At 65.1% G+C, this 23,979-nt stretch carries 25 protein-coding genes and 1 riboswitch; of the genes, 10 read left to right on the forward strand and 15 right to left on the reverse strand.

Going from position 1 to position 23,979, the window contains the following annotated elements:
- The first annotated feature begins 50 nt into the window (after positions 1–50).
- Complete coding sequence (locus CH278_RS14305) at positions 51–1,715, forward strand: VWA domain-containing protein (protein ID WP_256991950.1); 1,665 nt, start codon at positions 51–53, stop codon at positions 1,713–1,715.
- 3 nt (positions 1,716–1,718) lie between these two features.
- Positions 1,719–2,858, forward strand: a complete 1,140-nt coding sequence (locus CH278_RS14310) for a metallophosphoesterase (RefSeq protein WP_094622188.1) — start codon at positions 1,719–1,721, stop codon at positions 2,856–2,858.
- Between the two features lie 16 nt (positions 2,859–2,874).
- Here the strand turns inward: CH278_RS14310 and gcvP are convergent, their stop codons facing one another.
- From gcvP to idi, 12 genes are all read right to left on the reverse strand, one after another.
- Complete coding sequence (gene gcvP, locus CH278_RS14315; protein WP_094622232.1) at positions 2,875–5,715, reverse strand: aminomethyl-transferring glycine dehydrogenase; 2,841 nt, start codon at positions 5,713–5,715, stop codon at positions 2,875–2,877.
- Positions 5,716–5,919: 204 nt separating this feature from the next.
- Positions 5,920–6,017: riboswitch (glycine riboswitch) on the reverse strand.
- Positions 6,018–6,029: 12 nt separating this feature from the next.
- The gene (locus CH278_RS14320) at positions 6,030–6,569 is read right to left on the reverse strand and encodes a MerR family transcriptional regulator (RefSeq protein WP_157226114.1); all 540 of its coding nucleotides are present in this window, start codon (positions 6,567–6,569) and stop codon (positions 6,030–6,032) included.
- A 413-nt stretch (positions 6,570–6,982) separates the two neighbouring features.
- Entirely contained in the window at positions 6,983–7,456 is a 474-nt protein-coding gene (locus CH278_RS14325; protein WP_027497166.1) for a bifunctional nuclease family protein, read from the reverse strand.
- 97 nt (positions 7,457–7,553) lie between these two features.
- The gene (ftsR, locus tag CH278_RS14330) at positions 7,554–8,291 is read right to left on the reverse strand and encodes a transcriptional regulator FtsR (RefSeq protein WP_027497167.1); all 738 of its coding nucleotides are present in this window, start codon (positions 8,289–8,291) and stop codon (positions 7,554–7,556) included.
- The gene (garA, locus tag CH278_RS14335; RefSeq protein WP_027497168.1) at positions 8,288–8,785 is read right to left on the reverse strand and encodes a glycogen accumulation regulator GarA; all 498 of its coding nucleotides are present in this window, start codon (positions 8,783–8,785) and stop codon (positions 8,288–8,290) included. The genes ftsR and garA overlap by 4 nt, the downstream gene beginning before the upstream one ends.
- A gap of 229 nt (positions 8,786–9,014) precedes the next feature.
- Entirely contained in the window at positions 9,015–9,419 is a 405-nt protein-coding gene (gene gcvH / locus CH278_RS14340; protein ID WP_094622233.1) for a glycine cleavage system protein GcvH, read from the reverse strand.
- Positions 9,420–9,460: 41 nt separating this feature from the next.
- Positions 9,461–10,192, reverse strand: a complete 732-nt coding sequence (locus tag CH278_RS14345) for a DUF881 domain-containing protein (RefSeq protein WP_027497170.1) — start codon at positions 10,190–10,192, stop codon at positions 9,461–9,463.
- Positions 10,193–10,195: 3 nt separating this feature from the next.
- On the reverse strand, positions 10,196–10,519 hold the full coding sequence (locus CH278_RS14350; protein ID WP_205912519.1) for a DUF1290 domain-containing protein: 324 nt from the start codon (positions 10,517–10,519) through the stop codon (positions 10,196–10,198).
- Between the two features lie 113 nt (positions 10,520–10,632).
- Positions 10,633–11,487, reverse strand: a complete 855-nt coding sequence (locus CH278_RS14355; RefSeq protein ID WP_032366220.1) for a DUF881 domain-containing protein — start codon at positions 11,485–11,487, stop codon at positions 10,633–10,635.
- A 2-nt stretch (positions 11,488–11,489) separates the two neighbouring features.
- Complete coding sequence (locus CH278_RS14360; RefSeq protein ID WP_032366166.1) at positions 11,490–12,095, reverse strand: CDP-alcohol phosphatidyltransferase family protein; 606 nt, start codon at positions 12,093–12,095, stop codon at positions 11,490–11,492.
- A gap of 67 nt (positions 12,096–12,162) precedes the next feature.
- Positions 12,163–12,789 (reverse strand): NUDIX hydrolase, encoded by a 627-nt coding sequence (locus tag CH278_RS14365; protein WP_371831945.1) that lies wholly within the window; start codon positions 12,787–12,789, stop codon positions 12,163–12,165.
- A 24-nt stretch (positions 12,790–12,813) separates the two neighbouring features.
- A complete protein-coding gene (gene idi, locus CH278_RS14370) occupies positions 12,814–13,422 on the reverse strand; it encodes an isopentenyl-diphosphate Delta-isomerase (RefSeq protein WP_032366164.1) in 609 nt (202 codons plus the stop codon).
- 44 nt (positions 13,423–13,466) lie between these two features.
- On the opposite strand from idi, the gene CH278_RS27600 reads away from it, so the two are divergent.
- The 3 genes from CH278_RS27600 to CH278_RS14380 all read left to right on the forward strand — a co-directional run bounded on the left by CH278_RS27600 (position 13,467) and on the right by CH278_RS14380 (position 15,246).
- Entirely contained in the window at positions 13,467–13,628 is a 162-nt protein-coding gene (locus CH278_RS27600; RefSeq protein WP_167328012.1) for a hypothetical protein, read from the forward strand.
- Between the two features lie 104 nt (positions 13,629–13,732).
- Positions 13,733–13,987, forward strand: a complete 255-nt coding sequence (locus CH278_RS14375) for a hypothetical protein (RefSeq protein WP_027497175.1) — start codon at positions 13,733–13,735, stop codon at positions 13,985–13,987.
- Positions 13,984–15,246 (forward strand): cupin domain-containing protein, encoded by a 1,263-nt coding sequence (locus CH278_RS14380; protein WP_094622189.1) that lies wholly within the window; start codon positions 13,984–13,986, stop codon positions 15,244–15,246. The genes CH278_RS14375 and CH278_RS14380 overlap by 4 nt, the downstream gene beginning before the upstream one ends.
- A gap of 15 nt (positions 15,247–15,261) precedes the next feature.
- Here CH278_RS14380 and CH278_RS14385 read toward each other — a convergent pair whose 3' ends face one another.
- Together CH278_RS14385 and CH278_RS14390 are read right to left on the reverse strand one after the other, a co-directional pair.
- Positions 15,262–16,023, reverse strand: a complete 762-nt coding sequence (locus tag CH278_RS14385) for an SDR family NAD(P)-dependent oxidoreductase (protein WP_048320324.1) — start codon at positions 16,021–16,023, stop codon at positions 15,262–15,264.
- Positions 16,024–16,057: 34 nt separating this feature from the next.
- Positions 16,058–17,854, reverse strand: a complete 1,797-nt coding sequence (locus CH278_RS14390; protein WP_094622190.1) for an acyl-CoA dehydrogenase — start codon at positions 17,852–17,854, stop codon at positions 16,058–16,060.
- A 332-nt stretch (positions 17,855–18,186) separates the two neighbouring features.
- Between CH278_RS14390 and car the strand changes: the two genes are divergently transcribed.
- The gene (gene car / locus CH278_RS14395) at positions 18,187–21,732 is read left to right on the forward strand and encodes a carboxylic acid reductase (protein ID WP_179274568.1); all 3,546 of its coding nucleotides are present in this window, start codon (positions 18,187–18,189) and stop codon (positions 21,730–21,732) included.
- A gap of 72 nt (positions 21,733–21,804) precedes the next feature.
- Positions 21,805–22,101: a DUF503 domain-containing protein gene (locus tag CH278_RS14400; protein ID WP_032366161.1), complete on the forward strand. Its 297-nt coding sequence runs from the start codon at positions 21,805–21,807 to the stop codon at positions 22,099–22,101.
- A 41-nt stretch (positions 22,102–22,142) separates the two neighbouring features.
- Here CH278_RS14400 and CH278_RS14405 read toward each other — a convergent pair whose 3' ends face one another.
- Entirely contained in the window at positions 22,143–22,706 is a 564-nt protein-coding gene (locus CH278_RS14405) for a dihydrofolate reductase family protein (protein ID WP_032366160.1), read from the reverse strand.
- Between the two features lie 103 nt (positions 22,707–22,809).
- Here CH278_RS14405 and CH278_RS14410 point away from each other — a divergent pair, with 103 nt between their 5' ends.
- The 3 genes from CH278_RS14410 to CH278_RS14420 are packed head-to-tail and all read left to right on the forward strand — an operon-like array spanning position 22,810 to position 23,897.
- The gene (locus tag CH278_RS14410) at positions 22,810–23,112 is read left to right on the forward strand and encodes a hypothetical protein (protein ID WP_032366159.1); all 303 of its coding nucleotides are present in this window, start codon (positions 22,810–22,812) and stop codon (positions 23,110–23,112) included.
- A 48-nt stretch (positions 23,113–23,160) separates the two neighbouring features.
- Positions 23,161–23,589, forward strand: coding sequence for a hypothetical protein (locus CH278_RS14415; protein ID WP_094622192.1), 429 nt, complete (start codon positions 23,161–23,163; stop codon positions 23,587–23,589).
- Positions 23,586–23,897 (forward strand): transcriptional regulator, encoded by a 312-nt coding sequence (locus CH278_RS14420; RefSeq protein WP_032366157.1) that lies wholly within the window; start codon positions 23,586–23,588, stop codon positions 23,895–23,897. The genes CH278_RS14415 and CH278_RS14420 overlap by 4 nt, the downstream gene beginning before the upstream one ends.
- Positions 23,898–23,979: the final 82 nt, after the last annotated feature.

Here is a 23,979-nt window from a genome sequence, read left to right on the forward strand (position 1 = left end):
TGGGTGAACACCGGAACTCAGGGCGCGGACGTTCCATAGCCGCCGGGCCCGTGATCGTCGTACTGACGATCGCGGTCCTGGTGGCAGCCGTGTTCGGATGGTTTGCGCTGCGTGATCGAATTTCGGATCAGGGGATCGAGGCAGCCGACACCTGCGTGGAGGGACCGGCCGTCCTCACCGTGGCGGCCGACCCCGACATCTCCGCCGCGATCGAACAGCTGGCAACACGATTCGACGCGACCGCCCCGGTAATTCGCGATCACTGTGTGACAGTAGAGGTTCGAGCCATCGCGTCCGATGCGGTGCGGGCGGCACTGAACTCCGGCGCCGACAACTGGGATGTCGGTGCGCTCGGCGCTCGTCCGGGTCTGTGGATACCCCAGTCCTCGGCAGACGTCGAGGCCGTCGTCGACCGTGGAGCCATCGACGGTACGCCGCGGCCCGTCGCATCGAGTCCGATCGTCCTCGCTGCACCGAGCGCGGTGGCCGACGCCGTCGTCGCTGCAGGCTCTAGCTGGGCAGATCTGATACGACTGCAACGCAACCCGCAGGCTCTCGGACTCCCCGAGTGGGGTGGGCTTCGACTCGCCGTGCCGTCCGGCTCCGACACCGGCGCGAGCACTCTTGCGGTCACGGCCATCGCGGCAGGCGTACGCGGTGACCCGACCACCGCACTCACCGTCGATGAGGCCTCCTCGACGCCACTGGTGTCGGCGATGTCGGAGTTGGCGGTGACCGATACCGGCGCTGCCGCAACCTCGGCCTCCACCACGTACGACGCCCTCGCGGCGCTCGAGAATGCCGCAGGCCCCGACGCCGCCGTCCACGCGGTCCCGGTCACCGAACAGCAACTCGCGTCGACCGATTCCTCGACGCTGACCGCCGTTCGCCCACAGGGTGCAACGCCTGTCGCCGATCATCCGGCGGTCGTGCTCTCCGGTGACGAGACCTCCACCCGAGCAGCCGCGGCATTCGTGGATTTCGTTCGTCAGCCCGACGGTACGCAGACACTCCTGGACGCGGGATTCAGCGTGGACGAGCCCCAGGACGCGGGCATCGTCGCCCCACCATCGGGGCCGGTTGCCGACGCTCTGCTCGCTGTGCTTCGCAATCCGGTTCTGCCCCGCCGTGCCACTGTGCTGCTCGACGTGTCCGAGTCGATGCGCACCACCGAAGGCGGTGCGACGCGGCTGCAGAACACCGTTCGCGCACTGAGCGAGCAGTTCCGACGAGTCCCCGACGCCACCGAACTCGGTCTGTGGAGTTTCAGCGAAGACCTGAACAACTCGCTGCCCTTCCGGGTGGATGTCCCGACCGGACCGATGACAGTTCCCGTCGGGACCACTCCGAGGCGCTCCGCCCTCGATGCGACCGTTGAGGCGTTGACGCCGGCAACCGGCTCGTTCACGTACGCGTCCGTACTCGTCGCGTATCTCGACGCCGTGGCCGGTTACGTCCCCGGCCGCGTCAATTCGGTCGTGCTGATCACGGACGGCCCGGACGACTCACCCTTGTCGGCGGACGAGCTACTCACCGAACTGACATCGGCGTCCGATCCGGCGCGGCCGGTCGCGGTGAACGTCGTGCGCATCGGCGACGGCAGCCCTGCCCCCGTGTTCACCGACATCGCAGCTCGCACCGGCGGCACCGTGGACACGGTCCCGACATCGGATTCCCCAGACCTCCTCGATCGACTCGGAAAGTTGCTGTACTAGAACATGTCTCGTGTACTTTTTGTCGGCGTCTTCCTACTCCTCGTCACGCTCTTCCTGCACTGGCGGTTTCTCTCCGTAACGAGGGCACCGGCACGTGTCGGACGCCCGGCAGATCTGTTGCTGATACTTCTGTGGTTGTGCGCGGTGGTCGGCTTCGGCAGCGGCGTCGAGTTCGATCCGTCCTGGGCCCGTGGCCCGGCTTTCCTCGGCCTGACCTGGTTGGCGGTGGTGTTGTATCTGTTCCTCGGCACGGTCCTCGTTGCTCTTATCTGCACCGTCGTGCGGGTGATGTTCGCACTGTCGCATCGTGATTCGACTGCTGTTCGGCTGCGCATATCGCGGGTCGGCTCCGTCGTCGTGGCTCTCGTCAGCGTCGTCGCAGTGGGGTACGGCCTCGTCGAAGCCGCCTCGCCTCGTGTCACACGCACCCAGGTTGCGCTCGACCGGTTGCCGGCCGAATTCGACGGTCTGCGAGTGGCATTGGTGTCCGATATTCACGCCGGACCGTCTCGCGGTGCGGGCTTCCTGCGCACGGTCGTGGATTCGGTCAACGCGCAGCAGCCTGATGTCGTGCTGCTCGACGGCGATCTCATCGACGGGACAGTGGAGTTGGTCGGAGAAGACCTCGAGCCGCTGCGCGACCTCGAAGCCCCTCTCGGGGTCTTCGCTGTCAGCGGCAACCACGAGTTCTACGCGGGCGACGGCGGAGAGTGGCTCGACTTCTGGTCGACCCTCGACATCGACGTGTTGCGCAACGAGCGCAGGACGATCACCCGTGATGGCGCTGCCATCGATATCGCCGGCATCAACGACGCCACTGCCCCGGAACCGTACGAACCGAATCTCGGCGCTGCGCTCGACGGCATCGACCCGGATCGCTTCGTGCTGTTGATGGCTCATCAGCCCAAGCAGGCTGTGGAGGCCTCCGAGCTGGGCGTGGACATGCAGGTATCCGGACACACTCATGGCGGGCAGATCTGGCCGATCCGCTATCTGGTGCCGCTCCAGCAGCCCAGTGTCGAGGGGCTGGACACGATCGGTGACACCACGCTCTACACCACCCGCGGTGCAGGCGCGTGGGGTCCGCCGGTGCGCGTGGCAGCCCCGCCCGAGATCGCGATGCTCGAACTCACGCGGGGCTGACCATCTGCCCGTCCAGTCAGGCGAACGCCTCGATCGGCGGGCAGGAACACACCAGGTTGCGGTCGCCGTGCGCGCCGTCGATCCGCCGGACCGCGGGCCACACCTTCGGTCGGTCGTAGCCTGCGGGGTACGCCGCGAGTTCCCGCGAGTACGGGTGGTCCCAGTCGGCGACGAGGCATTGCGCCGTATGCGGAGCGCCGCGCAACGGGTTGTCCTCTACGGTCCACTCGCCGGAGCCGACGCGGTCGATTTCCCTGCGGATGGAGATCATCGCGTCGCAGAATGCGTCGATCTCCTCCAGATTCTCGCTCTCGGTCGGCTCGACCATCAGGGTCCCCGGCACCGGGAAGCTCATCGTCGGCGCATGGAAGCCGTAGTCCGCCAGTCTCTTCGCCACGTCGTCGACGGTGACGCCGGTGTCCTTGGTCAGACCTCGCAGATCGAGGATGCACTCGTGCGCCACCATGCCGTTGTCGCCGGTGTAGAGCACGGGGAAGTACTCGTCGAGGCGGCGCGCGATGTAGTTGGCCGACGCGATGGCGGTCAAGGTCGCCCGGCGCAGCCCCTGCGCACCCATCATCGCGATGTATGCCCACGTGATCGTCAGGATCGACGCGCTTCCGTACGGTGCGCCCGCAACGGTCGGACCGTCGCCCAGTTGCGGTGCCAGCGGGTGGCCGGGCAGGTACGGCTGCAGATGCGAACGGACGCCGATGGGTCCGACGCCGGGACCGCCACCGCCGTGCGGGATGCAGAAGGTCTTGTGCAGGTTCAGGTGACTGACATCTCCGCCGAAACGACCCGGCCGAGCCAACCCGACCAGAGCGTTGAGGTTGGCACCGTCGACGTACACCTGTCCACCCGCGTCGTGCACCGCGGCACAGATATCGGATATCTCGTGCTCGTACACACCGTGGGTGGAGGGGTAGGTGATCATGATGGCGGCGAGGGTGTCGGCGTGCTCGGCGATCTTGGCCCGCAGGTCGTCGACGTCGACGTCTCCGTTCGGTCGGCACGCCACCACGACGACGCGCATCCCGACCATCACCGCGGAGGCGGCGTTGGTGCCGTGCGCGCTCGACGGGATCAAGCAGACCGTGCGATCGGTGTCGCCGTTGGCCTGGTGGTATCGGCGGATCGCGAGCAGTCCCGCGTACTCGCCCTGGCTTCCCGCATTCGGCTGCAGGCTGACCGCGTCGTAGCCGGTGATGTCGACGAGCCATTGTTCGAGGTCGGCGATCACCCGGAGTAGTCCGGGGACGTCGGTCGACGGCGCGAACGGGTGTTGGCGCGCGAACTGAGGCCAGGTGATCGACTCCATTTCAGCGGTCGCGTTCAACTTCATCGTGCACGATCCCAGCGGGATCATGCTGCGGTCGAGGGCGATGTCCTTGTCCGACAGCGCCCGAAGGTAGCGCAGCATGGCTGTCTCGGTGCGGTAGCGCGTGAAGGCGGGATGCGTCAGGTACTCGGACGTGCGGGCACAATCGGCCGGGACGGACTCGGCTCCCGGGCCGGCGGGCTCGGCACCGAATGCAGCGAGCACATCGACGATGTGAGCCTCCGTGGTTGCCTCGTCACAGGCGATCGCGACGTGATCGTCGTCGACCGGTCGGAGGTTGATACCGCGTTGTTTGGCGGCATCGACGACGGTGTGGGCCGCGCCGGGGACCGCGGCGAGCACGGTATCGAAGAACTCGGCATGCACCACGTCGACGCCCGCAGCCTGCAACCCTGCTGCGACGGTTCGAGCACGGGTGTTGACGCGACGTGCGATCGCGCGCAGCCCATCCGCGCCGTGGTAGCTGGCGTACATCGCGGCCACGATGGCCAACAGCACCTGGGCGGTGCAGATGTTGGAGGTCGCCTTCTCACGGCGAATGTGCTGCTCGCGCGTCTGCAGGGCCAAGCGGTAGGCCCGATGTCCGTCTGCATCGACGGACACTCCCACCAACCGCCCTGGCAGCTGGCGCGAGTGACCGGAGCGCACTGCGAGATAACCGGCATGCGGACCGCCGTACCCCATCGGAACCCCGAAGCGCTGGGTGGTTCCGAAGCAGACGTCGGCACCGATTTCGCCGGGCGCGGTCACCAGGGTGGCGGCCAGCAGATCGACCCCGACTGCAACCAGCGCACCGCGCTCGTGTGCAGCCTCGATCGTGGCGGTGTGGTCCACCAGACGGCCTGATGCTCCCGGCAGCTGCGCCAGCACTCCGAAGAAGTCGCCTTCGGGCAGGCCGTCGGCGAGGTCGGCGTACACCAGCTCGATCCCGAGGGGTTCGGCGCGCGTAGCGAGGACGGCTTTGGTCTGCGGGAAAATATCCGAATCGACGACGAGGCGGGGTGACTTCGAGCCTCGGTTAGCGCGACGCATGAGCGTCATGGATTCGGCTGCGGCAGTGGACTCGTCGAGCATGGAGGCATTCGCGACATCCATACCGGTCAGGTCCGACACCATCGTCTGGAAATTGAGCAGTGCCTCGAGTCGGCCCTGACTGATCTCGGGCTGATAGGGGGTGTAGGCGGTGTACCAGGCCGGATTCTCCAGGATGCCGCGCGTGAGCACTGGAGGCGTCAGGGTGTCGTAGTAGCCCAGGCCGATCATCGAGGTGGCCACCGTGTTGCGGCCGGCGAGATCGGCCAGCGCGGCCAGCGCATCGTGCTCGCTCAGAGCAGGCGGCAATGTCGCCAGGCCATCGGGAACCCCGTCGACGACGGTATCGAGAATGGACTCGGGAACAGCCTTGCGGGCCAGCTCGTCGAGGCTGTCGACACCGATTGCATCGAGAATGCGGGCCAGTTCGGTGGTGTCGGGGCCGATGTGTCTGTCGACGAAAGCCGATGCGGTCGAAGTCATTCGGTCGGTCACGGTCTACTCCCAGGGGTCCCAAGACAAGGCGTCGGACGGCCGGGGCATACGCGCCGACCGCTCCTCCCCCTCTGTCGTGTGCTCGCTGACGCGTGCGCCTGAGAGATTCGGTAGAACACGCGCGCTGACGTGCGCGCACCGGCACCTTTCCCCTTGGGCGGGTGGGTGCTCCCACCACTTTCCAGAGTTGTCGAAGCCCACACGGTCCGTGTGCCTGAGAGATTGACGGGGAGGTATTGCTCCTTCGGCGTCCGAGACTGGATGCCTCGGAACTCTCCCGCGCAGGCGCGACGGTGAGAAGTCTAGCCGGTCTTACGACTCGCGCGATTCTTGCGGCGGGACGCCAGTTCGTCTTCGGGGCTCGGCTGGCTCTCTCCGCCGTCTGCTCGCTCGGCCGGGAAGTCGGCGATGGTGCCGGTGAGCTCGCGCATCGCGCCGTTGACGGCGATACCGAAGACGCCCTGCCCGCCCTGCAGCAGGTCGACTACTTCCTCGGCCGACGTGCACTCGTAGACGGTGGTGCCGTCGGAGAACAGGGTGATGTTGGCGAGGTCGCCGACACCACGCTGGCGCAGGTGATCCACCGCGACGCGGATGTTCTGCAACGAGATTCCGGTGTCGAGTAGGCGCTTGACGATCTTGAGGACCAGCATGTCCTTGAACGAGTACAGCCGCTGGCTGCCCGAACCTGCTGCGCCTCGGATGGACGGTACGACCAGGCCCGTACGCGCCCAGTAGTCGAGTTGCCGATAGGTGATGCCGGCAATCTGGCACGCGCTGGGTACGCGGTATCCGACGAGTTCGTCGGGCACCGAATCGTCGGGGAACAGGCCGGGTTGAATGTCCTGCGACTGTGCGACAGGGCGATTCGACGCCTCGTCGGGGGTCTCGACCCGAGCATCGGCTGCGGACGCGTCCTCTGTCCGGCTTGCGGCGTCGGATTCTCGACTGCCGTGATGCTGCTGCGGCTGATCTCCCACTGACTGCTCCCTCTCGGATGTCTCACTGCGTTCGGATCCAGTCAGTACTGGGATCCGTCCGAGGCGCGCCTGAACGCCTCGGTGTACTCGCGTGAAGTCATACCGTGTACCAGGGCCAGACTACGCCTCGGCGGCAACCGAAGAGGCGTGAACTGCGTCGGTCCGAACTGCGCCGGCGATGAACTTCACTGGCACGAACGTTATGGGGGCAATCGACCAGATTCAACGCAACGCGCCGTAAACCTGAACCTAAAGTTGAGGTTGAGACTATTCCGTTACCCGTCGGTGGCCTTGAAGTCGTCCGGCGACACCGATTCGAGGAATTCCTTGAACTTCTCCACCTCGTCCTCACGCTCGTCCGGCATCAGCAGGCCGGCCTCGGCGAGCACAGGCTCCTCCGCATAGATCGGGACTCCGGCGCGGAGCGCGATGGCAACCGAATCCGACGGCCTCGCCGACACGCGGATGTCCTTGTCGAATACGAGATCGGCGTAGAAGGTGCCTTCCTGGAGGTCCACGATGCGCACCTCCTTGAGCTCGTGCCCCAACGCAGAGATCAGGTTCTTCACCAGATCGTGCGTCAGCGGCCGAGCCGGCTGCACACCTTGCTGCTCCAAAGCTATTGCGGCAGCTTCGGTTTGGCCGATCCAAATCGGGAGGTACCTATCTCCGTCGGATTCACGCAGCAGCAACACGGGCTGGTTCTGCGGCTGTTCGACACGAATACCGACCACACGCATTTCACTCATCGTGTCCACCTCACACCTCGAGAAATCTTCGCTGGTCGTCGCTGGTCCAGCTCACCAGAACCGAGTCTATTGGAATCCGAACCGGCGCGAGCGATCCTCACCGGTCGAGCGCACCACGCACCGCTGCTTTGACCAGACACGTATGCAAGGTCAACGACAGAGCTGCCAATTCCCGGATCATCTCTTCGGCACGATCACGTGCACCGGCATCGCGCCCCTTGGCGACCGGCCCGGCGATCTGAGCGACCAGACCCGCTTCGCGGTCCGCCGCGAGCTTGAACGCACGGAGGTGACGAACCTCGAGCCCGAACTGCAACATCGCGTGCGCGGTACGAGCGAGCGTGACGGCACCGTCGTCGTAGAACCCGGCCTGCCCGGGAGTGATCAGACCGCTGCGTAGCAACTCGGTCAGGAAGGCGTCATCGATGCCGGCCTGGGCCAGTAGATCTGCCTTGCTGATGCGGACCTCGCGATCGGGTAGGAACTCCTCCGGCGAGACCTCACCGGCCGCGATCGTCAGCGAACGCGGGCGCTTGACCGAGGCGTCTGCTCTCTCGACGGTTGCAACGCCGTGGTCGATCGCTTCGAGTTGTTCCTTGATCACCTTCAGCGGCAGGTACTGATCACGCTGAGCGGTGAGCACGAACCGCAGCCGTTCGCAGTCCGCGATCGAGAAACGCCGATAGCCCGACGGAGTGCGCTCCGGAGAGATCAGACCCTCGGCTTCGAGGAATCTGATCTTCGAGATGGTCACGTCGGGAAAGTCGGGCCGGAGTCGATCGAGGACGGAGCCAATCGACATCCCCCCGCTGGACTGCTGCCCGACGGCGGTCACTGGCTTCCTGCACCCGCAGACGACTCGCCGACTGCAGATCCGTTGCCGCCACGCGGCCCGGTGAGGAAGACCAGACGGAACTTGCCGATCTGCACCTCGTCACCGTTGGCCAGCACGGCGGAGTCGACCGGCTCGCGGTTGACGTAGGTGCCGTTGAGGCTGCCCACGTCGACGACCTGGAAGTCGTCCTCGTCCTGGCGGAACTCTGCATGTCGACGGCTCACGGTGACGTCGTCGAGGAAGATGTCGCTGTCGGGGTGACGACCGGCCGACGTGGTCGGCTGGTCGAGCAGGAATCGGGATCCGGCGTTGGGACCACGCTTGACGACGAGCAGGGCAGCTCCGACAGGCAAGCCCTCGACACCCGATACCGGAGCTTCGGTGCTCTGGGCGGTAGCGGAGTTGTCCAGCTCCTGGAGGAAATCGGCGCGGAAGACCGAGGTGGTCTCGGCCGGCGACTCCCCGTAGTTGCTGTCGTTGTCGTTCTGGCTCACCGTTACTCCTTCTCAGTCCGTTGACCCGGGCAACGATCACCTCGGGTAACGCAGTACATGGTCTTCACTTCTGGTTCTGCTGGCGTTCGGTGGTGCGTTTCGGTTCCTCGGTGCGTGGCGGACCACTCACCATGCGCGACCTTCGCCCCGACAGGCTGTTCGCTCGGTGTCGACCGTACCCTGCGCGCCGAGGACCTGTGGTCGGTTGGCCGGTGTGTACGGCCCTTCGTCACTCAGCTGTGATGAGAGCATATCCGGCGGCATCGAGCATCGGTGCCAGCGCCGCGTCCAATGCCTCCGAGGATGCGACCTCGAGCTCGATCAGCCACCCGCCGGTGTACGGTCCGGAGTTCACCTTCTCGGGTTCGGAATCCAGATCTTCGTTCACGTCAACGACTTTGGCCGTGAGAGGACTGAACACGTCGGACACGCTCTTGGTCGATTCCACTTCACCGAGAGACTCGCCCGCGGTGACGCTGTCACCGATCGCCGGAAGCTGAACGAACACGACGTCGCCCAACTGAGTCTGGGCGTAGTCGGTGATACCGATTCGAACCGTCGCAGGCCCCGTCCGCTGCACCCACTCGTGCTCGGGGGTGTAAAGCAGATCAGCTGGTGTGTCGATGTCGCTCAACGCGGCATTCCCTTCCATCGTGGCCCGGGGCGAGCGGGCGATCAGTTTCCGGGCTGAGCGTATTGACGTGGGCGCGGATCTCGCAAGGCGGAGACCGTGACCTGGTCCGATCGCTCGACTCGCGAGCTCGCCCCGTTGCGGGCGACCGTGTCGATCACCCCTCCCGGAATGTTCAGTGCAGCTTCCAGAGTCGCCGGATCTCCGATGGCAGTGAAGGTGTAGGGAGCGCGTAGTTCTCGGCCGTCCACCACGACTCGGCCGGCCGGTCCGGCCATCCACGAATCCACACCGATGCGGACCGCGACCCCACCACCGTCGATCTGCAACGCCTCGGCACCGGCGGCCCGCAGCTCCTGCAACGCGTCGAGCAGAACCTCTGCTCCGACGCCGGCGTCGGTGTCGTCGATCGTCAACGTGACGCCGGGTCCTCGGGCCGCCACGGTGCCGATCTGAATGGACAACGCGGACAGTCGTTCCTGGGCTTCCGCCACCGCGGCGTCCGACCCGGAACCGGACTGCCGGAGGGTGGCGAGCGTGCCCTGAAGCGCGCTGATCTCGTCGCGGATCGACGCCTCGCGTCGCGTCAGGGAGTCCAACACCACCAACAGGTCCTCGGGCCGCGAATTCTCCAGATTGCCCGACGTGCTCGTTTCGCGCACCTGTGTCGCGATTCCGATTCCGAGGGCACACATCAACACGAGAGCGAGAATGCCGAACCACGTGCGCTGTCCACGTCGGGTGCGCCGACCGTGCCGTCCGGGGCCTGCGTTCATCGGTCAGGCACCGAAAAGCCGTCGGCGCAACGCAGCGGCGTTGCCGAAGATACGTATTCCGAGCACGACGACGATGGCGGTGGACAGTTGCGTTCCGACTCCGAGCTGATCGCCGAGCCACACGATGAGCGCCGCGACGAGGACGTTGAAGACGAAGGACACGACGAACACCTTGGCGTCGAAAATGCCGTCGAGAAAGGCGCGCACGCCGCCGAACACTGCATCGATAGCGGCCACGACGGCGATCGGCAGGTATGGGGCGACGACTGCTGGAACTCGAGGCCCGGCGACGAGACCGATCACGACTCCGACGACGAGCGCGACCAATGCTGCGAGCGCGAATCCGGCGCGGCCGGTCGCGGCGGGCTCGGTGCCGCCGGGCACCTCGGGACCGGGGCTGCCGGAGTCGGATGGCTCGACGTCCGGGACGTCACTCGCCGTCATCGTGGGGCCACCTCCTTCGCCTCGAACGACTCCCTGGCGACGGCCGGCCCGAACTCGAGATCGGTGGCCGGCCGTACCGAGAAACCGACACCGTAGAGCTGAGCGACCGTGCTCATGCGCAGGTACGCGTCGCTGACGGCGAACTGCACCTGAATGCGCTGCGGTGGACCGATCGCATCGATGTCGTAGGGCGAGGTGATCGGGCGATTGTCGAGCAGCATCGCGCCGCCTGCCTGTCTGATCGTCACGTTCGGCCCGACTCGATTGCCGTCGACGGACACCGCCTCGGCACCGCTGGCCCACAGGGAGTTGACGACGGCAGCGATGTCGCGGTCGAGAACGGTTGCGCCGGAACCGGTACGGACCGATCTGTTGGATGCACCGCCTGCGGCAGGTTCTGTCACGACGACCGACAAGCCGGGACCGGTCACCGAGTCGATACCGGCCGCCGACTCGACCGCATCGAGACGGTCCAGGAGCTCGCTCCCGGCAGCATCGGACTGGAGCGCGCGATCACGCTCGGTCGATACCTGGGCTGCGAGTTCGTCCCTCGTGACGTCCAGTTCGGCCTCACGCTCCTGGGCAGCACGCACTGCAGCAGAGGCGTCGGCACTGGCCCGGTCGATCTCCGCCGCGTCGGAGGCCAGCTGCGACATCGCGACCCCGAAGACCACTCCGACAGCGACGGCACCGGTGATCAGCCAGAGGACAGGCGGCACCCTAGGGGTACGCACGTGGTGCGCCGACCGTTCGACGGCAGCGGCTGCGTAACCCGGATCGAGGTGATCCGTCAACAGCGATGTGAGCAGTGACGGAGTCGGGTTCCTCTTCGGTCGTGCTGGTGGCTGCACCGTCACCTGCCCGGTGCGGAGGTGGGCGCGATCGCTCGCGCGACGGCCACTGCCTTGCCGAGGTACAACGCACCGGTCCACGTGTACAGCACCGTCCCCCAGATCAGGAGCGCGTAACCGAGGGGCCCAGCGGCGTCGGCCACGGAACCGGTGCCCACGGAGACCAACAGCACCGGCAGCGCGATCATGACCACGAACGTGGCTGCCTTCCCGAGATAGATCACGTCCGGAGGCGGGAGGGAGCGACGTCGGTAGACGAACATGGTCAGGCCGAGAACCGCGTCTCGCCCGATCAGGATGGCAGCGACCCACCACGGGATGATGCCGCGCACCACGAATGCGACCAGCGTGCTGACGACGTACAAGCGATCGACGAGCGGGTCGAGAATCGCCCCCAGCCGCGACGACTGCCCGAGCAAACGTGCGAGTTTTCCGTCGAGCCAGTCGGTGCCGCCGCTGACGAGCAGAATGACCAGCGCCCAGCCGTCTGCCTGGGGGCCGAGAAGAAGAAACAAGAACAGCGGAACGCCGGCGAGTCGCACGGCACTGAGCAGGTTGGGAACAGTTGCGATCCGATCCGTTACCTCGAGTTCGCTCTTGTCCGTCACCGCTCACCTCCTGTCGCCTCGGGCGTCGTGGCAGCCGGCGCGAGCACACCGGCGGTTCGAGGCCACGTTAGCGCCACGCGAACACCGGCTGCTCGAAGTCCGCGACCCGGGTGTGTCGACCGCGAAGGACCACTTCACGAAACTGGTGCACGATGGCACCCGTGGGAGCATGGATGGCACCGGTTCGGAACGGCCACCGAATCACGGGTCGGGGCGACTCGGGGATCGTGACGAATTCCGCATCGACATCGAGTTCGGCCTCGGTCACCTCGAACACTTCGGCCACCTCGTCGGCACTGGGCTGCAGCGACGACGAATACTCGCCCACCCACACCACGAACGGTGTGATGACGTAACCCGAACGGGTGACGTAATCGTCGAGGCGCCCGAGTACCTCCCCCGGGTCGGTACGAATGCCCAACTCTTCCTGGAGTTCACGCAGGCAGGCCTGTGCCGGGGTTTCGCCCGGATCGACTCCGCCACCAGGTAGCGCGTACTGACCCGGGTGAGCGCGCAATCGGCTCGGCCGTCTGGTCAACAGCAGGCGATGGTCTCCGCGCTCCCCGCCGACCGCCAGAGCCACACCTGCGTGGCGCAGACCGTCGGCATCTGCTGTCCGAAACTCGAAGTGGCCGAGTGCGCGCTCCATCGAGTCGCGGCCGAGGCAGTCGCTCGACTCGTCGCTACGCGCCATGAGTACCCACCGATTCGATTGCCGTCACGCGGAATCCGCGAGACGCGCGGCCGGAGGAAGGAGTTCGTCGGCGGACGCGGGCCAGGCCAGTGCGTGCTCGGCCAACCCGGCGAGTTGCTCCACTTGTGTTCGACACCAGGGCGATACATCGATTCGGTCTGCGAGCACGTCGGCCGAAAATTCGGACCAGGACACCCATCGCGTTTCGTCGACCTCGTCAGGATCCGGGTCGAGTGTTGCGTCGTCGCCGACCGTCACTCGGTAGACGGGGCAGATCTCGTTCTCGACTATCCCGTTGTCCATCACAGCGCGGTACCGAAAATGCGGCAGCACCAGTTCCGCGGACCGGGCCTGCAGACCCAGCTCCTCGCCGATGCGCCGGAGCACTGCCGACTCCAGGTCCTCGCCGGGTGCTGGATGTCCACAACAACTGTTCGTCAACACGCCGGGCCATGTCGTCTTGCTCGACGCCCGTCGCGTGAGCAACACGGCACCGTCCTCACGCACCACGTAGCTGGAGAACGCCAGGTGCAGCGGGGTCTGTTCGGTGTGCACCGTGGTCTTGTCCTGGGTGCCGACGGCGCGGCCTTCGTCGTCGAGCAGCACCACGTGCTGCGCAGGGGATCGATCCATCGTTCCATGCTCCCACGGACGGACGGCCGGTCTAGTGTCGAACCATGGGACAGGACGACAAGGACAAGACAGACGGCGGCACCTCGACCGAACACGACACGGCGGACTCCCCCAAGGGCGGCCGCCCCGGACCGGTGGACGGCGGAGGCGGCGGTGGGATGGCGACACGAGAGAACGCCCCGGAGATCGCCGACGATCAGGAGTGATATTTCCCGGTGCCGTCGCTGTTTGAATCACAGAGATTGCGTCAATACCCCCGATGTTCCCGCGCTGCGCGAGAGCACGAACCTCCATCAACGGAAGGACCTCGATGAGCATCAACGACGACGACATCACCACCTCAGGCGGATCTGCAGGCGAAGGACCCGCTGACGGCGGATCCAATCCCGGCGGACACGACGGCGGAGCCGACGGCCCGGCCGGAGCAGGCGAAGGACCCGCTGACGGCGGATCGAATCCTGACGGACACGACGGCGGAGCCGACGGCCCAGCGGGTGGAGAAGGCCCGGCCGACGGCGGATCCAACCCCGGCGGACACGACGGCGGTGCGGACGGTTCCGCTTGATCATCGAGTCGAACGACGAGCGCGGACCGGGCAACCGGTCCGCGCTTCGTCGTCTCACCGGAATCGACGCCGCCACTTTCGCGGAGCGTCACTGGGGCATAGCACCCAAGTTCACCCGATCTGCCGAACTGTCCGGATCGTTCGAGGATGTGATGACGGTCGACGCGGTCGACGAGTTGATCGCCGAGCGCGGCGTACGCACCCCGTTCGTGCGGATGGCCAAGGACGGCCGCCTGCTGGAGAAGAACAAGTTCACGGGGTCCGGAGGGTTCGGCGCCGAGATCACCGACCAGGTCGATTCCGCGGCGGTTCTGTCGGCCTTCGCGGCCGGCAACACTCTGGTGCTGCAGGGCCTGCATCGCCTGTGGCCGCCCTTGATTGCTTTCACCGGCGAGCTCGTTCGCGAACTCGGCCACCCGGTACAGGTCAATTCCTACGTCACTCCGGCTGCGTCCCAGGGCTTTTCGCCGCATTACGATGTTCACGACGTGTTCGTCGTGCAGATCGCCGGTAGTAAGCGGTGGACGATTCACTCGCCGGTGCATCGCCATCCACTGAACAATCAGCCGTGGTCGGACCGACGAGCAGCAGTGGAACGTCACGCCGACGACTCCCCGGAGTTGGACATGGTGCTCGAGCCCGGTGACGTTCTGTATCTCCCGCGCGGCTGGATCCATTCGGCGCAGGCCCTGGGCGAGACGACGGTGCATCTGACGATAGGCGTCGCGTCGTTCAACGATTACGACATCGCCCATCACACCCTCGGTGCTCTTCAGGACGTCGAGAGACTGCGCGCACCGTTGCCGGCCGGATGGGACCCGACCGACTCCGAGTCCGTTCTCCCCCACGTACGCCGCGTGCTCGGCGACATGCGCCGAGCACTCGACGAGTTGGATCGAGATCCCGAGGCGCTGCATCGGATCACCGAGCGTATTGCGAGTCGGTACGACGAGCTGGTTCGACCCGAACCGGTGCGCCCCGTTCGCAGTGTTGCCCAGATGGGCGCGCTGCGGGGTCAGGACTCGATTCGACTCAGGGCCGGGGTGATCGCGCGAGTGGTGCGAACCCCCGAGTCCGCGGCTGTCGTGCTGCGCGACAAAACCGTGTCGATGCCGCCTCAGTGCGCCGATGCCCTCGAATTGTTGCTCGAAGGAGCGCCGTGCCGGCTGGATTCTCTGCCCGGCCTCGACACCGACGATGCTGTCGTGGTCGGTCGCAGGCTCGTGCGCGAAGGCATCGCAGTCACCGCCATCGAGTGATGGTGACCCCGACCATCAGGTGATGGTCACGCCGCCGTCCACTGCGATGGTCTGGCCCGTCACGTATCCCCCTGCGTCGGACGCGAGCCAGACCGCGGTGGCGGCCAGTTCTTCGGGGTCGCCCTTGCGTCCGAGGATCATTCGGGGAGCCAATGCCTCGAGGTATCCCGGCTGGTAGGAATCGGTCATCTCGCTCTCGAAGAAACCAGGCGCAATAGCGTTGACGCGGATGCCTTTTCGAGCGCCCCACTGTTGCGCGAGGTCACGAGTGAGACCGACGATGGCCGCCTTGCTGGCACTGTAGGCAGCCTGAGGCAGACCGGCGGTGGTGAGCCCCAGAATGCTGGATATGTTCACGATCGAGCTTCCGGGCTGCATCACCCGTCCACACGCCTGAGCGGCCCAGTAGGAGCCGTTCAGGTTGATGTCGATGACGGAGCGGAACTGCTCGGGAGTCTCGCGGGTGGCGGGGTACGCCGTGCCGACGCCGGCGTTGTTGATCAGCACGTCCACCTTGCCGAACTCGGCGACGGCGGCCTCGACCATGGCCGTGCACTGGTCTGGATCGACCACATCGGTTGCCACGCTCAGCGAACGCCCACCGACGCTGTCGATCAGTGCGGCAGTCTGTGCCAACTTTTCGACGCGACGGGCGGCCAGCACCACGTCGGCTCCGGCCTCGGCCGCCGCTTTCGCGAAAGACACTCCCAAACCGGACGATGCGCCCGTGACGATGACGACGCGGCCGTCGAGGCGGAATTTGTCCAAGATCGACATGTTCTGAAATCTCCTTGTATCGGGTGTCTCGTGCTCAGAACCAGGCGGGTGACATATCGAGGGTCGTGCGATCGAGAAGCGCCAGCAGATCGAGCTGTGCATCGACCTTCGGTAGCTCGTAGACGAAGAAGTACCGTGCAGCAGAGCGCTTTCCGTCGTAGAAGTCTCCGATTCGGTCTCCCACGGCAAGCAGCTGCTCGAGCCACATCCATGCGATGACCGTGTGGCCCATTGCCTCGAGGTAGGCCGTGGAATTCGCCAACGCCACGGCGGCGTCACCGGTACCCCAGACTGCGGCGGTGACCTCGACGATCCTCGAGAACCTGTTGTTCAGCTCGGTGCCGTACTGCTCGGCCGCTCCCCCGTGAGTCGATGCTCGCGTCACGGTCTCGGCGATTCGCTCGGAGAGCAGCGCCAACCCGGCACCGTTCTGCATGACGACCTTGCGGCCGAGTAGGTCCAAGCCCTGAATGCCGTGTGTACCTTCGTGAATGGGGTTGAGCCGGTTGTCGCGGTAGTGCTGTTCCACGTCGTAGTCGCGGGTGTAGCCGTAACCCCCGTGCACCTGAATGGCAAGACTGTTGGCCTCGAGACACCACTGCGAGGGCCAACTCTTGGCGATCGGTGTCAGTACGTCGAGCAACAGTGTCGATCGAGCTGCGTCGGCGGCGTCCGATGCCGAATCCTGGTGGTCCACCAAACGCGAGCAGTAGAGCCCGAGGGCCAATGCCCCCTCGACATACGACTTCTGCGCCAACAACATTCGGCGCACGTCGGCGTGCTCGATCAATGCGACCGGAGGCGCGGCCGGATCCTTGGCTCCCAGTGGCCGTCCCTGGGTGCGCGTCTTCGCGTACTCGACGGACTTCAGGTAGCCGACGTAGCCGAGTGCGATCGCCAGGAATCCGACGCCGATCCGGGCCTCGTTCATCATGTGGAACATGTACGACAGACCACGGTTCTCCTCCGCGACGAGATAGCCGACTGCCCCGGCTTTCCCACCGGGAGAATGGGTTCCGTCGCCGAACGCGAGCAGGGTGTTGGTGGTACCGCGGTTGCCCATCTTGTGATTGAGCCCGGTCAGCACGATGTCGTTACGTTCGGCGATGCCGCCCTCACCGTTCGGCAGGAACTTGGGAACGATGAACAGCGAGATCCCTTTGACGCCGGGAGGTCCACCCGGCGTCTTCGCCAGAACCAGGTGCACGATGTTCTCGGTCAGTTCGTGATCTCCACCGGAGATCCACATCTTGGTTCCGGTGAGACGGTAGCTGCCGTCGTCCTGCGGCACAGCCTTCGTGGTGATGTCTGCCAGCGACGACCCGGCCTGCGGTTCGGACAAGCACATGGTGCCGAACCAACGCCCGTCGATCATGGGCCGCACGTAGTCGCGCACCTGCTCCGGAGTGCCGTAGGTGGCGATCAGATTGGCGTTGGCCATCGTCAGGAACGGATACGAGGACGTTCCAGCATTTGCAGCCTGGAAGAACGCCATCGCAGCACGAGAGACGGCGGCGGGCAACTGCATACCGCCGATCGATTCGTCGAACTGCCCGGCGATCAACCCCGCGGCGCGGTACACGTCGAGAGCGGCCTTGACCTCGGGGATCAGCTCCACCGAACCGTCCCTGTTCATGGTGGGCTCGTGTGCATCGGCCTTCTTGTTGTGCGGGGCGAAATGCTTGTGGGCGATGTCTGCGCTCAGGTCCAGTACCGCATCGAACGTTTCGCGCGAGTGTTCCGCAAAACGTGGCCGCTCCGTCAACGCAACCACATCGAGCCATTCGTACAACAGAAAATCCAGGTCGCGGCGTGAGAGAACGTCCGACATTTCGCTGCTCCGATCGAGAGGGGTGACGCGTGAGCCGACGGCGTGAGCTCTACGAGGGAGCGGCAACCGCGTCGCACGTGACGTGCAACTCACCATACAAGTCGAGTTCGGTCGTCCACATCGAGTACCTAGGCCGCCCGGATACGCGACGGTTGCCCGGCGTAGCAGTACGCGAGAAAGGTTGAAACACAGACATTTCCGGCCAACTGGACTATGAGCAGCGTCACGATTACCTACTCGGCCACGGGCATATACTTACCTTTGATAACGATATTCGACGTACGAGCACGATGATCCGGCGTCGTCCGGTGCATCGTGGAGGGGAGCGAAGCATGACCCGAACAATTGCCATGAAAAGCACAGGGGCCGTCGACAGCGAACACGATCGAGACATCCGCCAACGAGACCGTTTCCAGCATCTGCACGACAGCGATCCGGAGTTCCGGGCTGCCGAGCCGGATCGGTCGGTTGCCGACGCGGCTCGTGAACTGGCACCCAACCTCGCTCGCGTGGTTGCCGAGATCATGACCAGGTACGCCGACCGCCCCGCCCTGGGACGCCGCGCGCGCATGATCGAGGACACCGACGGCAGCACTACCGCTCGCTTGCTCCCCCGATTCGACACGGTGACCTACGGGCAGGCCTGGGCCGACGCGGGAGCCTTGGCGTCCGCCCTCGGTTACGACGACGGCGGCATCGCTGCAGGCGACTTCGTGGCCACGCTCGGTTTCGCCGGCATCGACTACGTGATCACCGAACTGGCCACCATCCGTGTGGGCGCAGTCGCAGTTCCACTGCAGGCCGGAGCCACCGCGGGTCAACTGAGGGCCATCGTCGACGAGGTCGAGCCGGTGGTCCTGGCCTCCGACGTGGACAACCTCGCCGTCGCGATGGAGGTCGCCGGTCACTGCCGGTCGATCCGCACAGTGGTCGTACTCGACTACGACGACCGAATCGATGCCGACACCCGCGCGCTGACATCCGCGCGCGAGGGTGTCCACGGGTCCGGCATTGCTGTTCGACCGCTCACCGAACTTCTTGACGAGGGTTCCCGACTCCCCCAGGTGCCGTTGTTCGACGTCGAGGATCCCGAGCGCCTCGCCGCACTGATCTACACCTCCGGCAGCACCGGTACTCCCAAAGGGGCGATGTATACCGAGCAGATCGTGTCCGGTGCGTGGACCGGGGCCTGGCATCGGACGGGTGCCTCGTCCGAGGGTGTCGACGAGCCGGCTTTTCCCGTCATCACTCTCGACTACCTACCGATGAGCCACCTTGCGGGCCGCGGGCTCGTTTTCTCGACTCTGGCGGCGGGCGGCACGGTTCATTTCGCCGGCTCCAGCGACCTGTCCACGTTGTTCGAGGACTTCGCTCTCGCGCGCCCTACGCTGGCGTTGTTGATTCCGCGGGTGTGCGAGATGATTCGCCACACCGTGCTCGCCGAAATCGATCGTGCGGTCGACGGTACCGATGCGGGCGAACACGAGCAGATTTCGCGAGGCGTGCTCGAGCGCGTGCGGTCCGAGCAGTTCGGTGGACGAATCCTGGCTGCAATGGTGGGCACCGCACCCATCGCCGCCGAGGTCAAGGATTTCGTGACCGACTTGCTCGACGTTCGGGTGCGCGACAATTACGGCTCGACCGAAGCCGGAATGGTACTTCTCGACGGGATCGTCGCCCGGCCACCGGTTCTCGAATACAAGTTGGACGACGTGCCCGAACTCGGCTATTTCTCCACCGACACTCCCCATCCACGTGGTGAGCTCCTGCTCAAGACGACGTCGATCATCCCCGGCTACTACAAGCGGCCCGATGTGACCGCAGACGTCTTCGATTCGGACGGGTTCTACCGCACCGGCGATGTCGTGGCCGAGCTGGAACCGGACCGGCTCGCATACGTGGATCGTCGCAAGAACGTACTGAAGTTGGCCCAGGGCGAATTCGTCGCGTTGGCGCGCCTGGAAGCGGTGTTCGGTACGAGCGAGCTGGTGGACCAGATCTTCCTGTACGGCAACAGCCAGCGGTCGTATCTGTTGGCGATCGTCGTTCCTGCCCACGCGAACTCGACTGCGGGCGCGATCATGGAGTCGTTACAGCGGATCGCTCGCACGGAGTCGTTGAATTCGTACGAGATACCTCGCGAGGTCGTGCTCGAACGCGAGCCCTTCACTCAGGACAACGGTCTGCTGTCGGGTGCCGGAAAGCAGTTGCGTCCCAAACTCGTCGAGCGGTACGGCGACGAACTCGAGCGTCGCTACGCAGAACTCGAATCGGGGCAGACCGATCGACTGCGTGAGCTCCGGCGTTCCGGTGCCCAGGCACCCGTGCTCGCCACGGTCGGGGACGCCGCCCAGGCTCTGCTCGGCTGTTCGGGCGCGGACATCCGGCCCGATGCCCACTTCACCGATCTCGGTGGTGACTCGTTGTCGGCGTTGACGTTTTCCACATTGCTGCGCGACATCTACGACGTCGACGTCCCGGTCGGGGTGATCACCGGACCCGCAATGGACTTGGCGGCTCTTGCCGACTACATCACGTCCGCAATCGACAACGATTCCGACACAGCGACATTCGCGTCGGTTCACGGACGCGACGCTTCCGTCGCGCACGCATCGGATCTGACCCTGTCGGTATTTCTGGACGCCTCACTGCTCGATGCCGCTCATCGAATTCCAGGCCCTCGGACGGTAACGAACACCGTGCTGCTGACGGGAGCGAATGGCTACCTGGGCAGGTTTCTGTGCCTCGAATGGCTCGAGAAGATGGCAGCCGCCGGCGGAAGAGTCATCTGCCTGGTGCGCGGACGCTCCGATGCCGATGCCCGCGCTCGGCTCGACGCCGCCTTCGACAGCGGGGACGCGACGTTGTCCGATCGATACCGCGCCTTGGCCGACGCCGCACTCGACGTGATTGCAGGCGATCTGGGCACTCCCCGGTTCGGGTTGACCGACGACGTCTGGGAAGAGCTTTCCCGCCGCGTGGACCGCGTCGTGCACCCGGCAGCACTGGTCAATCACGCGCTGCCGTACGAGCACCTCTTCGGACCGAACGTCGTCGGAACGGCCGAGGTGATTCGGTTGGCCTTGACCGACCACATCAAGCCGGTGACCTACCTGTCGACGGTCGCGGTTGCCGTCGGTGTCGACGACTTCCACGAGAACGGTGACATTCGGGTGGACAGTCCGCAACGAGTAGTAGACGAGTCGTACGCCAACGGTTACGGAAACTCCAAGTGGGCAGGCGAAGTGTTGTTGCGCAATGCTTTCGACGAGTACTCGCTTCCCGTCTCGGTCTTCCGGTCCGACATGATCCTCGCCCACAGCACCTGGTCCGGTCAGCTGAACGTCCCCGACGTATTCACGCGACTGATCCTGTCGGTGGTCGCAACCGGGCTGGCACCGAGAAGCTTCTATGCCACCGACACCGGAGCGCCCACCGACGAGCAGGGCAGGCCACTGGCTCATTACGACGGATTGCCTGCGGACTTCAGTGCAGCGGCCATCACCTCGATCGCGGGCGACGACGTGGCAGGCTACCGAACCTTCGACATCCTGAACCCCCACGACGACGACATATCGCTTGATACGTTCGTCGATTGGCTACGTGACGCGGGCTGCACCATCGAGATCGTCGACGACTACGACGAATGGTTCGAAAGGTTCAGCGCGGCAGTTCAGGAACTACCGGAGAAACAACGGTCACACTCGTTGTTGCCGCTGATCCACTCCTACGCGCATCCCCAGCACCCGTCGTCGGGAGCAATCCTGCCGGCAGACGAATTCGCGTCGGCTGTCGGCGATATCCCACACCTCGGGCGAGAACTGATCGAGAAGTATCTGGCCGATCTGGTAGCACTCGGCCTGGTGGCCAAGAGCTGACCGTTACCTGGTGCGGGCCCTTCGGCTCGCACCAGGTAGCCCCGCCCACTACCGCGGTACAGTCGAAAGCCTATGTGGATCGGATGGATAGAACTGGATTTTTTGTTGGGCGACGTGCACTCCCTGAAGGAGAAGCGCTCGGTGATTCGGCCCGTGATCTCGGAGCTGCATCGAAAATTCGCGGTGTCGGTCGCCGAAACCGACCATCGCGACCTGCACAGACGGGCCGAAATCGGAGCGTCGGTGGTAGCCGGCGACCTCGAGCACGTGACCGACATCCTCGACCGGGTCGAGCGGATGGCGGCGTCCCGACCCGAGCTTCATCTCGTAGCCGTTCGGCGGCGCACCCTGAAGAGCGACGACATCTGAATCGCGCGCTGTCGACGAATCCGGGTCTTCGACGATTACGGTTATCGACGGACGTCGAACACCTGCTTCTGGATGCCGTTGCCGTACACCTCGTGCTCCACCAGATCCAGGTGGGTCGTGGCCTTGTCACTGGAGCTGAACAGCCGCTTGCCCGCGCCGAGCAGCATCGGGAAGACCAACAGGTGGTAGCGGTCGACGAGACCGGCGTCGGCGAGGCTGCGACCCAGCGTCGCGCTGCCGTGCACCGAGATCGGCCCGCCTTCGGTCTCCCGGAGTTCGGCGACGTCGTCGATGCTGCGCAGTATGGTTGCCGGCCAACGGTCGTCGCTGCGCTCCAACGTCGTCGACACCACGTATCTGGGCATCGAGTTGTACCCGGAGAAGTCGTCCATTGTGGGCCAGATCGGGGCAAATGCCTCGTAGGAGGTTCGGCCCAGCAGCATGGCCGTGGCCTCGTCCTGCTCACGGCCCTTGATTTCGTACGCCGCAGGATCGAATTCGATGTCCTTGAACGTCCACCCTGCGTTGCGGTAGCCGACTTCCCCACCCGGTCCCTCCATGACGCCGTCGAGCGAAACGAACGCGGTCACGATCACGGTGCGCATGGGCAATCCTCAGTTCGGTTCAAGGAGAAAGCGGAGCAGGTGCCGGAATCGTAAACCACGCGTCGAACCGACCACAGACGTTGCTGGGTGGCAAGGTGGTCTCATGGCCGAGCAAGTGGAACGCACCGAAGACGGTCACTATGTCGTCATCAAGGGTCGACGGTGGCGCGCTACCGATCCCGATATTCCCGAGGATCGCAACGCCGAATTGCGCTCGATCCTCATGGCGTGGCGCAGAGACGTCAAACGCACCTCCGGTGCCACAGAGTCTCGCGCGGGCGTTCAAGCCGCCAAAGTCGCTCTGGGAGAACGAGGTACACCGTGGTGGGAACAGTCCCCGGACGAGCGACGGGCTCGATGGGAGGCCGATGTGCCACGGCCGACCGACACCGGTCCCGAGAACTGATCACACGAATCGTTGCCATATCGGAAACTATCCGATATGGTTTCCGATATGGAAAGCATCGATACGCCCACCTCGTCCGAAGCTCGAACGACTCTCGACGACATCGACCGAGTGCAACGCGCCGTGCGCGACACTCCGTGGCCGGTCTGGTTGTACGCCGTCAACGCAGTGCTCATCGGTGCGTTGGCACTCACGCCGCTGCTCACCGACTCCCACCACACTGTCGCCCTGCTGATTCTGGCCGCGGCCATTGTGGCAACGAACGTGATCACCGGGTACCGAATGGGCACACCGTGGGCGCTGCCTACCAGCCGTGGATTTTTGGCGTCGGTCGCACTGTCCGTTGCTTTCGTGGTGGTAGCACTCGCATTCGCACAGCCATCCCTGCCGAGCTGGGCGTTGGTGCTCCTCGCTGCAGCAGCGACGGCGACCTACTCGTTCGGTTCGATCGCTCACTACCGGAGCACACACCGATGACGGACGATCTGGATCCGATCATTCATCCGGCGAACCGGCTGCGGATCTGCGCGCTGCTGGCGGCCGGTACGACGCTCGAGCTCGCCGTCGTCAAGGAACACAGTGGATTGAGCGCATCCGCGCTGAGCAAGCAGGTGGCGGCTCTGGTCGACGCCGGCTACGTGGACCAGCAGAGATCACGCACCGACTCGCGGCGGATGTGGCTATCGCTGACGAGGGAGGGAAAAAACGCCTACCGCCGCCATGTGGCTGCCCTCCGCGCCATTCTCGCGGAGGCCGACGCGAGCCCATCCGAGCCCGGGCGGTGAGTTCTCCCCCAGCTCCGTGTCTATCTTTCGACGGATGCAGTCGATGCAGCCCGCACCGGTCGTTCGATTCGAGAAGGAGTCC

It is taken from the genome of Rhodococcus sp. 05-2254-5 (assembly GCF_002258575.1).
GTDB lineage: Bacteria > Actinomycetota > Actinomycetes > Mycobacteriales > Mycobacteriaceae > Rhodococcoides > Rhodococcoides fascians.

Coding starts and splice junctions, on each gene's coding strand:
- CH278_RS14310 (WP_094622188.1), top strand. CDS start 1,719: ATGTCTCGTGTACTTTTTGTCGGCGTCTTCCTACTCCTCGTCACGCTC.
- gcvP (WP_094622232.1), bottom strand. CDS start 5,715: ATGACTTCGACCGCATCGGCTTTCGTCGACAGACACATCGGCCCCGAC.
- CH278_RS14325 (WP_027497166.1), bottom strand. CDS start 7,456: ATGAGTGAAATGCGTGTGGTCGGTATTCGTGTCGAACAGCCGCAGAAC.
- CH278_RS14345 (WP_027497170.1), bottom strand. CDS start 10,192: ATGAACGCAGGCCCCGGACGGCACGGTCGGCGCACCCGACGTGGACAG.
- CH278_RS14365 (WP_371831945.1), bottom strand. CDS start 12,789: ATGGCGCGTAGCGACGAGTCGAGCGACTGCCTCGGCCGCGACTCGATG.
- idi (WP_032366164.1), bottom strand. CDS start 13,422: ATGGATCGATCCCCTGCGCAGCACGTGGTGCTGCTCGACGACGAAGGC.
- CH278_RS27600 (WP_167328012.1), top strand. CDS start 13,467: ATGGGACAGGACGACAAGGACAAGACAGACGGCGGCACCTCGACCGAA.
- CH278_RS14375 (WP_027497175.1), top strand. CDS start 13,733: ATGAGCATCAACGACGACGACATCACCACCTCAGGCGGATCTGCAGGC.
- CH278_RS14385 (WP_048320324.1), bottom strand. CDS start 16,023: ATGTCGATCTTGGACAAATTCCGCCTCGACGGCCGCGTCGTCATCGTC.
- CH278_RS14390 (WP_094622190.1), bottom strand. CDS start 17,854: ATGTCGGACGTTCTCTCACGCCGCGACCTGGATTTTCTGTTGTACGAA.
- car (WP_179274568.1), top strand. CDS start 18,187: ATGACCCGAACAATTGCCATGAAAAGCACAGGGGCCGTCGACAGCGAA.
- CH278_RS14400 (WP_032366161.1), top strand. CDS start 21,805: ATGTGGATCGGATGGATAGAACTGGATTTTTTGTTGGGCGACGTGCAC.
- CH278_RS14405 (WP_032366160.1), bottom strand. CDS start 22,706: ATGCGCACCGTGATCGTGACCGCGTTCGTTTCGCTCGACGGCGTCATG.
- CH278_RS14410 (WP_032366159.1), top strand. CDS start 22,810: ATGGCCGAGCAAGTGGAACGCACCGAAGACGGTCACTATGTCGTCATC.
- CH278_RS14415 (WP_094622192.1), top strand. CDS start 23,161: ATGGAAAGCATCGATACGCCCACCTCGTCCGAAGCTCGAACGACTCTC.
- CH278_RS14420 (WP_032366157.1), top strand. CDS start 23,586: ATGACGGACGATCTGGATCCGATCATTCATCCGGCGAACCGGCTGCGG.